This is a genomic window from Massilia sp. PAMC28688 (genome assembly GCF_019443445.1).
In the GTDB taxonomy this organism is placed as follows: Bacteria; Pseudomonadota; Gammaproteobacteria; order Burkholderiales; family Burkholderiaceae_D; genus Telluria_A.
Window position 1 is genome coordinate 5,425,245 of the sequence record NZ_CP080378.1, and the last position, 13,099, is coordinate 5,438,343.

Here is a 13,099-nt window from a genome sequence, read left to right on the forward strand (position 1 = left end):
AACAATATATACGATTTAGCTGATGAAGTGAAGCCGTGCCGTTCCCGGCCGATGCTCAATTGTTGATGTGCATCACAGAAAACGGCCTCAGTTTGCCGGGCGGCGGCCCTGGCCCGCCCCCGGCAGCGGGCATCTGGGCTTGCTGCATGATGGCAGGCAGCATTGGCCTGGCTGCATGGGCCAGGCTGCGCCGCAGACCCACCAGCGAGTGTCCAAGGCGCGGGTCGGCCTGGGCGGCGGCGTAGGCCTCGAGCTGGGCCAGCCGCGCCTGCGCCATGGCAGTGTCGCCGCTCAGGCACTCGCATTCGGCCAGCGCCAGGTGCAGCGCAAAGGTAGTGGCACCCCGGGTCGTCCAGGATGCCGGGGGCGTAAGGGCCACCGCCACCCGGTAATAGTCACGCGCCGCCTCGAACGCCAGCAGCTCGCGGGCGCGCTTGCCGGCCGCGCTGTTGATGCGCACCAGACTGCGCGCCTCGCTTTCGTCCATCGCACCTTGCCCCCGGTTGAGCAGACCGGCGGCGGCAAAGATGGCATCGCCCCGCGCCCCGTGGGCCAGCACCCGGCCTATGTGCAGGCAGCGCTGCGCCTGGCCGCGTCCCACCAGTGTGGCGGCAGCTTCGCGTATGCGGTCGTGGAGAAAGCCATAGTGATCCGGTGCGCGGCGCAGCATCCCCAGGCGCGCGGCCGGCCACAGCGATTCATCCACTTCTTCCTCGCTCATCCCCGCCACGCGCGCCAGCGTGGCCACGCTTGCTTCCTGGCCCAGGCAGGCGAGCTGCTTGAGCAGTTCGAGGCTGTTGTAAGGCAGCTGCTGCAGGCGCGTACGCAGCAGCTCGGCCAGCGATGCCGCCCCCTGGTAGGCGGCGATGGCGGGCCCGTCCCACTGCCAGCCGTGGCCGGGACCGGCGTGGCGCAGCAGGCCGCACTCGGCAAAGCGGGTCAGCAGCTGCAGCATGAACATGGGGTTGCCACCACTGCGGGCATGGACCAGATCGGCCAGGGGCGCGCACACTGTGGCGCTGCAATCGAGGACGCGGGTCACCAGTTCGCCACTTTCGGCGCGCGACAGGGGCGCCAGGGCGATGCGCTGGGCGCGTACCTGGCGCTCCTGCAGCAGCTGGGCGGCGCGCATCACGACCGGTGCACGGGCCAGGCCGCGCAGGGCGCCGGCCACCATCACGTGCGGCAGCGGCGGGCCGTCCAGCAGCGCGATCAGCAGGGGCAGGCTGGCCGGGTCGGCCCATTGCAGGTCGTCAAAGCACAGCAGCAGAGGGACGCCGGGAGCGACGCATTGGCCGAGCAGGCGCCGGAAGGCCGCAGGCAGGCACGCCTGGGCCTGCGCCTCGCTCAGCGGCGCCCGGCCGCGCCGGCCAAGGCCCGGCAGGACGTGGGCCAGCAGGCCCGCGTCCGCGCCCAGTGCTGCGCGCCAGCCGGGCCGCACCACCATGTCCTGGCGCAGGGCGCCATAGGGGACATCGCGCAGGTGCTGCTCGAACTTGACGTGCATGACCTCGGCCCCGGCGCTGCGGGCCTGGCGGGCAAAGGCGGCCAGCAGGGACGACTTGCCGCTGCCGCCGGCGCCGGTCACCAGCACCGGTTCGGCCGCCAGGCCGGCCGCTGCCCGGCGCAGGGTGCGCCCCAGCAGTGCCAGTTCGTCGGCGCGGCCGACAAAGGCAGTCCCTGCACCGGCACCGGGCGCACGGTCGCTGCGGCCCAGGGGGAAGCGCGCGGCCGGCGCATCGGTGCGCACCAGACTCAGACAACGGGCCAGGTCGGCCGCCAGCCCGGCCGCGCTCTGGTAGCGCTGCTCGGGCGCCTTGGCCAGCAGCTTCATGACCACCCCGGCGCAGCAGGCATCGATGCCGGACGCCAGTGGCCGCGGTGCGCGCGCCACATGGCAGTAAATCCATTGCATGGCATCGGCGGCGGCAAACGGCAGTTCGCCGCACAGCAGCTGGTACAGCACCACCCCGAGCGCGTACAGGTCGGTGCGGGCGTCGATCCGGTGGCTCACGCGCCCGGTCTGCTCGGGCGCCATGTAAGCCAGGCTGGCGCTGGGGCAGCGCTCCGGCCCGCGCACCAGGGGGCTCACGCGCACGGCGCTGCCGAAACCGGTGAGCAGCACGCCGCCGCTGGCGGGATCGCGCAGGATGTGTTCGGGACGCAGATCCTTGTGCACCAGGTCGCGCTCGTGCAGCTGTGCGAGCGCGCGTGTGATGGCCAGGGCCAGGGGCAGGAAATCGCGCGCCGTCATGGCCGCGCCGGGGGCAATCTGCAAGGGAGAGGCGCCGCTGTCGGCCAGCACCAGCACATGGCCGCAATCGCTGTCGGCAAGGGCCAGTGGCATGGCGGCAAAGCCGGGATCGAGCTGGCCGCGCAAGGCATATTCGCGCTCGATGCGTTCGCGGCTGTCGCGGCAGCCATGTTGCGCGCCCAGCAGCAGCACCGGCATGCCATCGGCAAGGCGGCGCGCGCGCAGCAGCACGAACTGGCCGTCTGCCCGCAATCGCTGCGTGACGGCGTAACCGTTCAAGGCCTCGATCAAGGTCTCCCCTCGTATTGGACTGCTTGTTGGCTGAACCAGGCTTGCTGATTATGCCACTGCGATTGCCAAAAAGGGAAGCGATTGCTGGGCTTACCTGCAAGAACAGAGAGGGTCAGGCACTCTTGCGCAGCGCGAACTCCACGCCGGCCTGCTGCCACCACTCCTGTTCCTTGCCGATCCAGTACGACAGGGTCGGGTGGCTGGCCAGCCACTCGCGCGTCACTTCCAGCTCGATACGCTGCTTCATGCGCAGCTTTAGCTCATTGCCGCCATCCATGCGCGCATGCATGAGCAGCACCGCCATGCGCAGCGCCAGCACTGCCTTGGCCACGTCCGGATCGCGCAGGGCATCGGCCACCTTGCGCAGGTTGCCCTTGTGCGCCAGCGCCAGGGTGGCCATCAGCTTTTGCTCGCGGGTGGTGAAACCGGGCAGGTCGGCGTGTTCGATCATGTATGCGCTGTGCTTGTGGTAGCCCGTGTGCGAGAGCACCATCCCGATTTCATGCAGCATGGCGCTCCAGCGCAACGCGCGCACATGGTCGTCGGCCCCCGGTTTGAGCTGCACGTACAGGGCCGCGGCCTGCTGCGCCACGCGGGCGGCGCGCGCCTCGTCCACCTGGAAGCGGCGCGCCAGGGCCGCAACCGACTGCTCGCGCCGGTCGCGCTGCATGGAACGCAGGTACAGGTCCCACATCACACCCATGCGCAGCCCGGCCTCGACCGGCTGCACGGCGTCAATGTCCAGTTCGCGCACGAGGGCAATGAGAATGGCCAGGCCGCCGATGATGGTGGCGGCGCGATCCGGGCGCAGGCCCGGCATGTCGATGTGGCTGATGTGGCCACGCGCGACAAAGGCATCCTTGAGCGCTTCCAGGCCCGCCAGGCTGATGCGTCCGTCACCGAGGCTGTTCCTGGCAATGACTTCGCCGATGGTGCGGGCCGTGCCCGAGGAACCATAGGCCAGCTGCCAGTTGGCCCGCGAATACGGCGGGGCGCCGTCCTCGAACGTGCTGCGGGCCGAGACGATGGCCGCATCAAAGGCCGCCTCGTCGATGTGGCCACCCGGGAAAAACGCCAGGCTCTGCCTGACGGTGCCGATCGAGAACGATTCCACCAGCAGGATATCGCTGCCCTGCCCCAGGATCAGTTCGGTCGAGCCCCCGCCAATATCGATGACCAGCCGCTTTTCGTCCGGCACGGCCAGCGCGTTGGCCACGCCCATGTAGATCAGGCGCCCTTCTTCTTCGCCCGAAATGATTTCGATCGGATGGCCGATCGCCTGTTCCGCCACCGGCAAAAAGGCGGCCCCATTGCTGGCCACCCGCATGGCCGAGGTGGCCACCACGCGCACGGCGTCAAGTTCATAGCCGGCCAGCACCTCGCGAAAGCTGGCCAGGCAAGCCAGGGCGGCCTGCATGGCCGCGCCACTCAGCGTCCCCTGCGCGTCGAGCCCGGCGGCCAGGCGGATCGGTTCGCGCATGCTCTTGATGACGCGGATACCCTCGCCATCGTGCTTGCCGATGTGAAGGCGAAAACTGTTGGAACCCAGGTCGACGGCGGCGTACATATTTCCTCTTTGAATGTGACGCTTACGCGGGCTGCGGTTCTGCCGCTTCCATCACGCAATTGCGGCCAGCCTGCTTGGCCTGGGCCAGGGCCTCTTCGGCGCGCTTGAACAGGCTCACGGTATTGTCGTCGGCGCGGATCAGGGTGACGCCGAAACTGGCGGTCAGGCTGATCATGGCGCGCTCGGTCTTGATGGCGCCGCCGGCAATGGCGGCGCGCATGCGTTCGGCCACCAGCAGCGCTTCCGGGGCTCCGGTGCGCGGCAGCAACAGCGCAAATTCCGCGCCCACCAGGCGTCCGAGCTGGTCGCTGTCGCGCAGCTGGCGCTTGCATACTTCCACCACTTCGCTGAGCACGGCATCGCCGGCCGGATGCCCATAGCTGTCATTGACCCGCTTGAAGCCGTCCAGGTCGATCAGCACCAGCGCGGTGGGCAGGCCGGGGCGGCGCGCCAGTGCCATCCACGGTGCCAGCTTGTCGAAAAACCCGCGCCGGTTCGGCACATCGGTCAGGGGATCGACCATTTCCAGACGCGCCAGTTCCTGCTGCAGCTGCTCGCGCGAGAGCAGCAGGAAGCCGAAGCCGCCCAGGATCATGAGCATGAAGAAGGCGGCCGAGGACAGTGAACCGAGCATGTCGCTCGTCAGCCAGCCCCAGCCAACGGGCGTGGTCAGCACCATCACCCCGCGCGCCGCCACCACCAGGGCCAGCAAGGTGGTGGCCAGCACCAGGAAGCGGCGCAGCATGGAGCCGTCACGCCAGCCGGTGGCCATGGCAGCGGCCAGCGACAGGTAGCACAGGCCCAGGATGAGCGAGGCGGCCACCTTGCGCAAGCCCAGTTCATCGATGTAGTAGGACGCAAAAAACAGCACAATGCCCAGCGCCAGCAGCGGATAGGTGGTGCGGCGCCAGCGCAGGCGGCCGGCCCCTTCCCACAGGGCGCCCCCTTCCAGCGCCACGCCGGCAAACAGGACCGCGTAGCCGACCGGGAGCGATACCGGGTCCGGCAGCAGGCCGTTGCCGCGAAAGTACAGCAGCAGCCAGGCCGCGGCCTGGCATTGCTTGGCAATGCTCCAGATCGACAGCGAGGTCGAGCGCGGACTTTCAAACTGGTAGAAAAACAGCGCCGCGCACAGGGTCACATTGCCCAGCGCAAGCGCAAACACCATGGTGGTGATATCCATGGCCGGTCAGACTTCGTGCTCGACGTTGTCGCTGCCATCGCCAATCTTGCTGGCCCAGGCACGGCGGAAAAAGTCCCGTTCCAGCTCGCCCGGCGCTTCGCTCCAGAACACGATCAGGGTGCCCTTATGGTCGTGCAGCTGGGTGAATTTCTCGATGAACCCGTCGTGCATGCCGTGGGCGTCGGCCAGTGCCACCACGTAACCGTAGACCCGGGTCAGGCGCTCGATCCGGTCCGGCTCGGTCTGGCTGTTGGTCGCGGTGATCGTCGGGTGGTCTAAAAACATGGGTTTCTCCAGGTGGTCGCAGTGAGCTTATCAGAAAGGAGCGTGGCCCACCAAGCGCCGGCCACGCGCGCGCGAAGGGCGCGGCGCCACGCTATACTCGGGGCATGACCGCCTGCCCGCCCCCGCCTCCGCTGGTGCGCACCACGCACGATCGCCGCACGCTCGAGTTTTCGCCCGGCGAAGTGCAAAGCGAAATGTGCCTGGCCGCCCCCGACGCCCTGGTGCTGGCCTACACCCGCGCCATGATGTGCTTTACCCTGTTCGTGCCACATCCGCGCCACATCGTGATGGTGGGCCTGGGCGGCGGCTCCCTGCTCAAGTTTTGCCACCGCCATTTTCCCGGCGCCCGTATCACGGTGATCGAGCTGCGCGCCGATGTGATTGCCCTGCGCGCGCAATTTGCCATCCCCCCCGATGACGCCCGCCTCTCGGTCCTGCAGGGCGATGCCGCCCTGCTTCTGCCGGCGCTCGCGGAACGGGCCGACGTCATCATGGTGGACGGCTTCGGGCGCGAAGGCATGCCGGCGCAGCTGGCCAGCGCCCGCTTCTACGGCCACTGCCGGCGCCAGCTCCATGAGGGCGGCATCCTGGTGGCCAATATCCTGAGCTACGACCCACGCCGCACTGCCGCCATGGCCCGCCTTGGCCTGATCTTCAACGACCATGTATGTCGCCTGACTGGCGTGGCCGGCAACAATCACGTCGTGTTCGCCGTCAAGGCCGCCAGCGGCGCGGCAGGCGAACTGCTGCCGGCCGTACGCCGCGCCCGGCGCCTGGCGCGCCGCCGGGGACCCGTTGCCGGCTGGCGCAACCGGCTGCTGGTCGCCTGGCAAATGTGGCGCCTGGGCCGGTTGCGCCTCAAACGCAACAGTTAGCACGGCGCGACGTTGCCCTATCGCAATTGATTTGCCGTCAGGCACGCTTTGTGACACACTGGCGAAGCTTTACACCACGCGCGATCGCGCCCTTCACACATCGTTAGGAAACAGGAAATGTTGCGTCACCGCCCGCGTTCCCCTCTTGCCGTTGCGGTGGCCCTGACCCTGGCCGGCGGGCTGGCGGCCACCGGCCTGCTGTCGGCATCGGTGGCGCGGCTGGAAGCGGACAAGCTCACGCTCAGCTTTGAGCAGCGTGCCGATGTGCGCGCCACAGCGATCCAGCACGGGCTCGATGAAGCGGTCGAGGTGCTGGTCATGCTCAACCAGTTCCATGCGGCCGTGCAACCGGTCACGCGTGCCCAGTTCCACCACTTTACCCAGCCCTTGCTGGCACGCTACCCCTTCATCCAGGCATTTAATTACCACCGCCTGGTGCCCCATGCCGAGCGCGCGGAGATGGAAGCGCAGCTCGCAGCCGTTCGTCCCGGCACCGTGATTACTGAAATGCGCGGTGCCACGCGCACCCCGGCCCCGCAGCGCGAACGCTACAGCGTGGTCGACTACCTGGAACCAATGGTTGGCAATGAAGCAGCCTTTGGCCTGAACGTGGGCCAGAACCGCATGCTCATGGATACCCTGGCGCGCGCAGCCGAACGGGGTGCCCCGGCCGCGACCGGGCTGCTCAGCCTGGCCCAGGATACGCGCCCCAATACCGGCTACGAAGTCATCATGCCGGTGTACCGGCCCGGGGCCGACCTGTCCAGTGGCGCCGCGCGCCAAGCTGCCGTGGTGGGCGACACGGCCGTCATCATCCGCGCCGCGGTACTGGTCGACAAGATCCTCACCGCCAGCAAACTGCGTGAGGGCGGGATCGACCTGTGGGTGTATGCGGGCGCGGCCGCCGACCCGGCGCGGCTGGTGTATGCCACGCCCGGCGTCACGTCGGCGCCAAGGGCGCAGACCACCACGCGCCTGGCCAGCTGGCTCGGCACGCACGCCCGTTCGCGCTATGAGCGTACCGTGACGGTGGCCGGCCAGAGCTGGCATGTCGTGGCCACCAGCGCGGTGCGCCCCTTGCTGCCGGAGCGCATCGGCTCGCTCTCCTGCCTGATAGGCGGGCTGCTGTGCACCTTGCTTGTCAGTGCCTTTGTGCACACCCTGGTGCGGCGCTCGCGCCGCGTGCAGGCACTGGTGGACGAACGCACGGCCGACCTCAAGCTGTCCAATGCCCGCCTGCTCGACGACGTCGGCGCCCGCGCCCGCACCGAGCAAGCCCTGCAGCACAGCGAGCAGCGCTTCCGCCAGCTCGTGTCCATGTCCTCCGACTGGTACTGGGAACAGGATGCCGAGCTACGCTTTGTCAACATCACCGGCGGCATCGGTGAAAAAGGGGGCGTGGCGCCTGAACACCTGATTGGCCGCACGCGCTGGGAAACCGTGGAAGGCATGGCCGAGAGCGCATGGGGCCGCGCCCACATCGCCACCCTCATGGCACGCGAGCCGTTCGACAACCTGGAATACGCAACGCGCGACCAGTATGGCGAGCTGCGCTGGTTCTGTGTCAATGGCCAGCCGGTGTTCGACCAGATCGGCACCTTTGTCGGCTACCGCGGCACCGGCACCGACATTACCGCGCGCAAGCTGACCGAACAGCGCATCCAGCATGTGGCCCAGCACGACGCCCTGACCGGCCTGCCCAACCGCAGCCTGCTGCAGGACCGGCTGGCACAGGCGGTGGCGTATTCCGCGCACACGGCGCACGCGGTCTGGGTCATGCTGATCGACCTCGACCGCTTCAAGTTCGTCAATGACAGCATGGGCCACCGGGCCGGCGACGTGCTCCTGATGACGATTGCCGCGCGCCTGCGCTCGGCCCTGCGCGACAGCGACACGGTGGCGCGCCTGTCGGGTGACGAATTTGTCGTCATCCTGGCCGAGCGCGACGGTGAAACACTCAGCGCCGACATCGTGCAGCGCCTGATGGACGCGGTCGCCCAGCCGGTCATGCTGGGCACCAAGGAATTCTTTGTCACCTGCAGCATCGGGGTGTCGGTGTTCCCCACCGACGGGGCCGGCACCGATACCCTGATCGAGCATGCCGACATTGCCATGTACCGTGCCAAGAAGCTCGGGCGCAACAACTTCCAGTTCTACACCCCGGCCATGAACGAGGAAGCGATGGAACGGGTGCGCATTGAAAGCGCCCTGCGCAGCGCGCTCGAACGCAATGAATTCGTGTTGCATTACCAGCCCCAGGTGGACCTGACGAGCGGGCGCATCAAGGGCATGGAAGCGCTGATCCGCTGGCAGCATCCGGAACTGGGCGTGGTGGCGCCGTCGCGCTTTATCTCGGTGGCCGAGGAAACCGGTCTCATCGTCCCTATCGGCGCCTGGGTCATGCGCACTGCCTGCGCGCAGACCCGGCGCTGGCAAGAGGCCGGCCTTGGCACGCTGCGCGTGGCCGTGAACCTGTCGGCGCGCCAGTTCGGTTCGAGCACCCTGTTGGCTGATATCGGCAATGTGCTTGACGAAACCGGACTGGACCCCGCCTGCCTGGACATCGAGCTGACCGAAAGCCTGTTCATGACCGACGTGACCTCGGCCGTGGAGCTGCTCCATGGCATGAAGGCGCTGGGCGTGAAGCTGTCGATCGACGACTTCGGCACCGGCTATTCGAGCCTGTCGTACCTGTCGCGCTTTCCGATCGACGTGCTCAAGATCGACCGCAGTTTTGTGGCCGACATTGCGCGCGATGCCAGCGACGCGGCCATTGTGGCGTCCATCATTGCCCTGGCCCACAACCTGAAGCTGTCGGTCATTGCGGAAGGCGTGGAGACGGCGGAACAGCTTGACTACCTGCGCCGCCACGGCTGCGATGAAATGCAGGGCTACCACTTCAGCCGGCCCCTGGCAGCCGATGATTTTGAACAGCTGCTGCGCCAGCGCGCCTGCCTGCCGGCCGCGGCCGAGGCGCGTGTGCCGGTCAGCGTGGCAGCCTGATCAACTTACAACAATTTTTGTGGTCAAATGTACATCTTGGGGAAAAAATAGATTATGATCGATGGCGATCCGACAAGGATAGTCAAAGGAAAATGATGAACCAGCCCCAGCAGCTCCAGCGCGCCCCGCGCACCGACTTTCGTACCCGTGACGTAGTCAACCAGGCCATTGCGGCCATTCCCTCGCTGGGTTTGCAGCAAGTGGCAGAATTCCTCAATGCCATGAATGTGCCGCCCGAAGTGGCGATCCGCACCCTGGTCTATCCGAATCGTCGCCGCAATTACGGCTGACCGCCCTGGCGCTGCGCCGCCACGACCAGCAGCATGGCGCGCGGGCGGTGCAAGCGACATCCATGCTGCGCCGTGCCCGCCGAACTTTTCACTTTTCGTTAGCAAACGGAGGCACGGCAGACGCCAGGATGGCTGCGTGTTGTGTTTCTCCGGCGTTGCGGACGGTCAAAGGATTGGCAAGACCCTCCCAGCCGAAACGGCATGAACGAATGGCTGCAGCGGTTCGACAATGAAAACAGGGAGCTAGCGTCCGATTGCCGGAATCACAGCCGCCGAGCAACTGATGTGGGAATCGTTGAGCGCCGGCGTCGGCTGCCATGGTCCAACCAGTGGCCCGCCGGCAAGCAGCCTTCAGCGTGCCTTGTCCTGGGCGTCGATGTCGGCCAGTGATTCGCGGCCCTTGTCGGTGACGAGGTGGCCACCGCCGTCGAGCGGGGCAATATGGGATTTTTTGCCGAGGAAGAGTGCCACATCGGCGTCCACGGGAGCCTGGCTGTCCGCAGTGAGCGCCCGCAAGGCCTGGATACAGCGCCGCAGAAACAAGACCTGGCGCCCCTTTTCCGTCAGCGCCACTCGACCGTCACGCGCGTATTCAATCATCTTCAGCCCCGACAGGCGCTTGGCGTTGCGTCCGACGCAGGCATTGACCTTGTCGTGCTTGGCGCCGCGTTCGATGTGGCCGAGCGCGTCGTATTCGTCGGTCGTCAGTTTCTCATTCTTCATTGCAGCTTTCTTGGGTTCAGGTGGCGGCCCACATGGTACCCCCCGGCGCTCCCGGCGGCAACCAGCTTTCGCCACCCTGCCTGGCGGCGGCCCGAGCTAGCGTACGATCAAGAGCCACAGCCCCCCGATGCCGGCAAACGCGGCCACCACCAGCGCTGCCTGCACGCCGCGCGAGTGCAGCGCTGTCGCCCTGCCGAGCCGGATTTTATTGTGTAAGGAATTGCCCATGTCAGTCTCCCTGGAGGACAGATATATTGATGAATCCGTAGGGAAATAATGCAACAATTCGGGCGAGTCTGCCTGCCTATTTGCGTATGCATGTATCTTTGAAGCAACGATTGTTGCAGTCAGATTCAGGCACGCGCGCGCCGGGGTTAGCGCCGCACTGCTAGCATGGCAATACTGACATATTGGTCACCATCACAGGAGCATGCATGGCAACTACCCCATCCCCAGCAGACCCCGCCGGCGCGGCATCCATGACCGAGGAAGCCGACATCGGCAGCGGCGAAAAGTCTCCCGGCCAGCGCGAGACGGAGAAAATCATCGAGTCCGTGCCAGAATTGCCTGATGATGGCGACCAGACCGGTCGCGCGCAGGGCCGGGATGGCGCGCGCGCGCCGGGAACTCAGCCGAAGTAGGCTGCCTTGATCGGTGGCTCCGGGAAAGTCGGTTCTTCCACCGGGGCGTTGACCGGCGGAGGGACATCGTCCGGCACCGGTGGCGTTGGTGTGGGTTCCGGAATCGCATCCGGATCGGGCGTGGAATGGGCGCGCATGGCGCCCGGCCCCTGCTTGCTGTGATTCATGGTATCCCCTTGTGCTGTGGATGACAGCGCGGCCAGTCCGGCAAGGCCGGCCCGGCCGCCACCGCGTATGACTTAGTGCCTGGTGCGAAAGCTTAGTGCTTCCTTAGTGCTTCCTTAGTGCTTCTGTTCCTGCTTGGCGCCGCCGCCGGCGCCGCCTTCCTTGCCGGCTTTTTCGCGCGACATGTGGTCGTGGCTGCTCTTGTCGGTCACGCCCGCTTCGCGCTTTGCCTCTTCGGCTTCCGACACTTTGCCCGACTGCTGGTTCTGCTGGTTCGATTTCGATTCATTCATGCTGTTCTCCTTGGTTGAAATTTATTGATTGCCCCTGCCGGCCAGGGCCAGCAGGTTGTCCACTTCGGTGCGCCCCACCTGCAAGCCCGCCGCGCGGGCGATATCAGGCGAGTTGTAGCCGCCCGACGTCTTGCTGCGGGTAATCGCCGCGGCCGGGTCGCCATCTTCGCCACCCTGGCCGGTCTTGGTGATGCGGTATTCGAAGTCCCACAGGTCGCCGTTATCCTTGATGGGGGTCACGGCAATGGTGAAGCCTTTATATTCTTCCGTTGCAATTTCCATATGTTTTCCCCGCAGTTTTTTGGAGCCTATCATGGAAAAAGTGAAACTTCTGTACGGTGCTTCAATCGTGCGCGGGTGCTGCCGCTGCAGTTTCCCCAGGTGGGAGAAGGCTGTATAGTTTGCAGACTTTCACTATAGGACATGCCATGATTCCCAGGCTGCACTTGTTGCTTTGCTCAATGCTGGTGTCCGGTTGTGGCGCCGGCACTGCGGCCCCGCCCTCGCCGGCCAGTGCCGGCGCGCCGGCACCGATGACCCTGAATGACTACCTGGCTTTGACCGGACCCGCGCCCACGGCCACCTTCGCCTATGGCAGTGCGCCTTCCCAGTACGCACAGCTGTTCCGCCCGTCCGGGCCCGGCCCGTTCCCGGTGGTGGTGCTGGTGCATGGCGGCTGCTGGACCGTGCAGTTCGGCGGCATCACGCAAATGCACAACGTGGCCGGCGCCCTGGCCGCGCGCGGCATCGCCGTGTGGAATGTGGAATACCGGCGCGTCGACGAGCCCGGCGGCGGCTATCCCGGCACCTACCAGGACATGAACGCGGCCCTCGACAAGCTGGCCGCCGAGGCGCCCGCCCACCAGCTCGATACCACGCGCATCCTGGCCATGGGCCACTCGGCCGGGGGGCAGCTGGTGCAGTGGCTGGCCGGACGCAGCAAGATCGCGCCCACCAGTCCCCTGTTCCACCCCAACCCGCTGCCGGTGCCTGCCATCATCAGCCTGGGCGGCCTGGCAGACTTGCGCCATGAAAAGGAGCTGATCAAATCCAGCTGCGGGCGCGACATGGTGCAGCTGGCCGGCAGCCCCAGCGCCCAGCGGCCTGACATCTATGCCGACACCAATGCAGCAGACTTGATGCCCAATGGTAGCCAGACGGTTCTCATTACCGGCGAACTTGACACGGTGTCGCCGCCCCGCGTGGCCTATGCCTATGCAGCCCGGGCCCAGGCCGCGGGCGACCAGGCCAGGGTCGTCATCCTCCCCGGCGCCAGCCACTACGATGAGATCGCGGCCACCTCGCCATCATGGAAATTGATTCTTCCTGTAATTGAACAGGCATTACGCCTGTCCAGATAGGCAAGACAAAACGGGCGGACGTTGCTACAGAACAACGTCAAGCGCCCATTTTCACGCCAGTACGACGTATTACCGACCAAACGGGATTACCATTTCGCATGCGTTCCTGAAACGTCATCCATCGCCGGCCCAACCCCCTGCCGCCGATTCATGTACGGACTGTGCCAC

Annotated in this window: 14 protein-coding genes; 5 read left to right on the top strand and 9 right to left on the bottom strand. The window is 66.4% G+C overall.

Annotated elements, in window-relative coordinates; translation table 11 throughout:
- Positions 1-55: 55 nt before the first annotated feature.
- The 4 genes from KY495_RS23810 to KY495_RS23825 form a co-directional block, all read right to left on the bottom strand.
- Entirely contained in the window at positions 56-2,545 is a 2,490-nt protein-coding gene (locus tag KY495_RS23810; protein ID WP_219881729.1) for an AAA family ATPase, read from the bottom strand.
- 112 nt (positions 2,546-2,657) lie between these two features.
- Complete coding sequence (locus KY495_RS23815) at positions 2,658-4,112, bottom strand: Ppx/GppA phosphatase family protein (protein ID WP_219881730.1); 1,455 nt, start codon at positions 4,110-4,112, stop codon at positions 2,658-2,660.
- A gap of 22 nt (positions 4,113-4,134) precedes the next feature.
- Positions 4,135-5,295 (bottom strand): GGDEF domain-containing protein, encoded by a 1,161-nt coding sequence (locus tag KY495_RS23820; protein ID WP_219881731.1) that lies wholly within the window; start codon positions 5,293-5,295, stop codon positions 4,135-4,137.
- A 6-nt stretch (positions 5,296-5,301) separates the two neighbouring features.
- Complete coding sequence (locus KY495_RS23825) at positions 5,302-5,580, bottom strand: hypothetical protein (RefSeq protein WP_219881732.1); 279 nt, start codon at positions 5,578-5,580, stop codon at positions 5,302-5,304.
- Between the two features lie 104 nt (positions 5,581-5,684).
- Here KY495_RS23825 and KY495_RS23830 point away from each other — a divergent pair, with 104 nt between their 5' ends.
- The 3 genes from KY495_RS23830 (at position 5,685) to KY495_RS23840 (ending at position 9,748) form a co-directional block, all read left to right on the top strand.
- Positions 5,685-6,455, top strand: a complete 771-nt coding sequence (locus KY495_RS23830) for a transferase spermidine synthase (RefSeq protein ID WP_219881733.1) — start codon at positions 5,685-5,687, stop codon at positions 6,453-6,455.
- Between the two features lie 117 nt (positions 6,456-6,572).
- Positions 6,573-9,458, top strand: coding sequence for an EAL domain-containing protein (locus KY495_RS23835; RefSeq protein ID WP_219881734.1), 2,886 nt, complete (start codon positions 6,573-6,575; stop codon positions 9,456-9,458).
- Positions 9,459-9,550: 92 nt separating this feature from the next.
- Positions 9,551-9,748 carry a hypothetical protein gene (locus KY495_RS23840; RefSeq protein WP_219881735.1) on the top strand — a complete coding sequence of 66 codons (198 nt, stop codon included), beginning with the start codon at positions 9,551-9,553 and terminating at the stop codon, positions 9,746-9,748.
- Between the two features lie 351 nt (positions 9,749-10,099).
- Here KY495_RS23840 and KY495_RS23845 read toward each other — a convergent pair whose 3' ends face one another.
- Together KY495_RS23845 and KY495_RS24260 are read right to left on the bottom strand one after the other, a co-directional pair.
- Positions 10,100-10,471 (bottom strand): hypothetical protein, encoded by a 372-nt coding sequence (locus KY495_RS23845; protein WP_219881736.1) that lies wholly within the window; start codon positions 10,469-10,471, stop codon positions 10,100-10,102.
- Between the two features lie 96 nt (positions 10,472-10,567).
- A complete protein-coding gene (locus KY495_RS24260) occupies positions 10,568-10,699 on the bottom strand; it encodes a hypothetical protein (protein ID WP_267876163.1) in 132 nt (43 codons plus the stop codon).
- 206 nt (positions 10,700-10,905) lie between these two features.
- Here KY495_RS24260 and KY495_RS23850 point away from each other — a divergent pair, with 206 nt between their 5' ends.
- Positions 10,906-11,112: a hypothetical protein gene (locus tag KY495_RS23850; protein ID WP_219881737.1), complete on the top strand. Its 207-nt coding sequence runs from the start codon at positions 10,906-10,908 to the stop codon at positions 11,110-11,112.
- Here the strand turns inward: KY495_RS23850 and KY495_RS23855 are convergent.
- The 3 genes from KY495_RS23855 to KY495_RS23865 all read right to left on the bottom strand — a co-directional run bounded on the left by KY495_RS23855 (position 11,100) and on the right by KY495_RS23865 (position 11,852).
- Entirely contained in the window at positions 11,100-11,279 is a 180-nt protein-coding gene (locus tag KY495_RS23855; protein WP_219884415.1) for a hypothetical protein, read from the bottom strand. The two genes, KY495_RS23850 and KY495_RS23855, sit on opposite strands and share 13 nt — an antisense overlap.
- A gap of 114 nt (positions 11,280-11,393) precedes the next feature.
- On the bottom strand, positions 11,394-11,570 hold the full coding sequence (locus KY495_RS23860; protein WP_219881738.1) for a hypothetical protein: 177 nt from the start codon (positions 11,568-11,570) through the stop codon (positions 11,394-11,396).
- Positions 11,571-11,591: 21 nt separating this feature from the next.
- Positions 11,592-11,852 carry a hypothetical protein gene (locus KY495_RS23865; protein ID WP_219881739.1) on the bottom strand — a complete coding sequence of 87 codons (261 nt, stop codon included), beginning with the start codon at positions 11,850-11,852 and terminating at the stop codon, positions 11,592-11,594.
- A 146-nt stretch (positions 11,853-11,998) separates the two neighbouring features.
- On the opposite strand from KY495_RS23865, the gene KY495_RS23870 reads away from it, so the two are divergent.
- Positions 11,999-12,931, top strand: a complete 933-nt coding sequence (locus tag KY495_RS23870) for a S9 family peptidase (protein WP_219881740.1) — start codon at positions 11,999-12,001, stop codon at positions 12,929-12,931.
- The last annotated feature ends 168 nt before the right edge of the window (positions 12,932-13,099 follow it).

Bases quoted from the DNA above. Each gene is read 5' to 3' on its own strand.
- KY495_RS23815 (WP_219881730.1), bottom strand. From the start codon at position 4,112: ATGTACGCCGCCGTCGACCTGGGTTCCAACAGTTTTCGCCTTCACATC.
- KY495_RS23820 (WP_219881731.1), bottom strand. From the start codon at position 5,295: ATGGATATCACCACCATGGTGTTTGCGCTTGCGCTGGGCAATGTGACC.
- KY495_RS23825 (WP_219881732.1), bottom strand. From the start codon at position 5,580: ATGTTTTTAGACCACCCGACGATCACCGCGACCAACAGCCAGACCGAG.
- KY495_RS23830 (WP_219881733.1), top strand. From the start codon at position 5,685: ATGACCGCCTGCCCGCCCCCGCCTCCGCTGGTGCGCACCACGCACGAT.
- KY495_RS23835 (WP_219881734.1), top strand. From the start codon at position 6,573: ATGTTGCGTCACCGCCCGCGTTCCCCTCTTGCCGTTGCGGTGGCCCTG.
- KY495_RS23840 (WP_219881735.1), top strand. From the start codon at position 9,551: ATGATGAACCAGCCCCAGCAGCTCCAGCGCGCCCCGCGCACCGACTTT.
- KY495_RS23845 (WP_219881736.1), bottom strand. From the start codon at position 10,471: ATGAAGAATGAGAAACTGACGACCGACGAATACGACGCGCTCGGCCAC.
- KY495_RS24260 (WP_267876163.1), bottom strand. From the start codon at position 10,699: ATGGGCAATTCCTTACACAATAAAATCCGGCTCGGCAGGGCGACAGCG.
- KY495_RS23850 (WP_219881737.1), top strand. From the start codon at position 10,906: ATGGCAACTACCCCATCCCCAGCAGACCCCGCCGGCGCGGCATCCATG.
- KY495_RS23855 (WP_219884415.1), bottom strand. From the start codon at position 11,279: ATGAATCACAGCAAGCAGGGGCCGGGCGCCATGCGCGCCCATTCCACG.
- KY495_RS23860 (WP_219881738.1), bottom strand. From the start codon at position 11,570: ATGAATGAATCGAAATCGAACCAGCAGAACCAGCAGTCGGGCAAAGTG.
- KY495_RS23865 (WP_219881739.1), bottom strand. From the start codon at position 11,852: ATGGAAATTGCAACGGAAGAATATAAAGGCTTCACCATTGCCGTGACC.
- KY495_RS23870 (WP_219881740.1), top strand. From the start codon at position 11,999: ATGATTCCCAGGCTGCACTTGTTGCTTTGCTCAATGCTGGTGTCCGGT.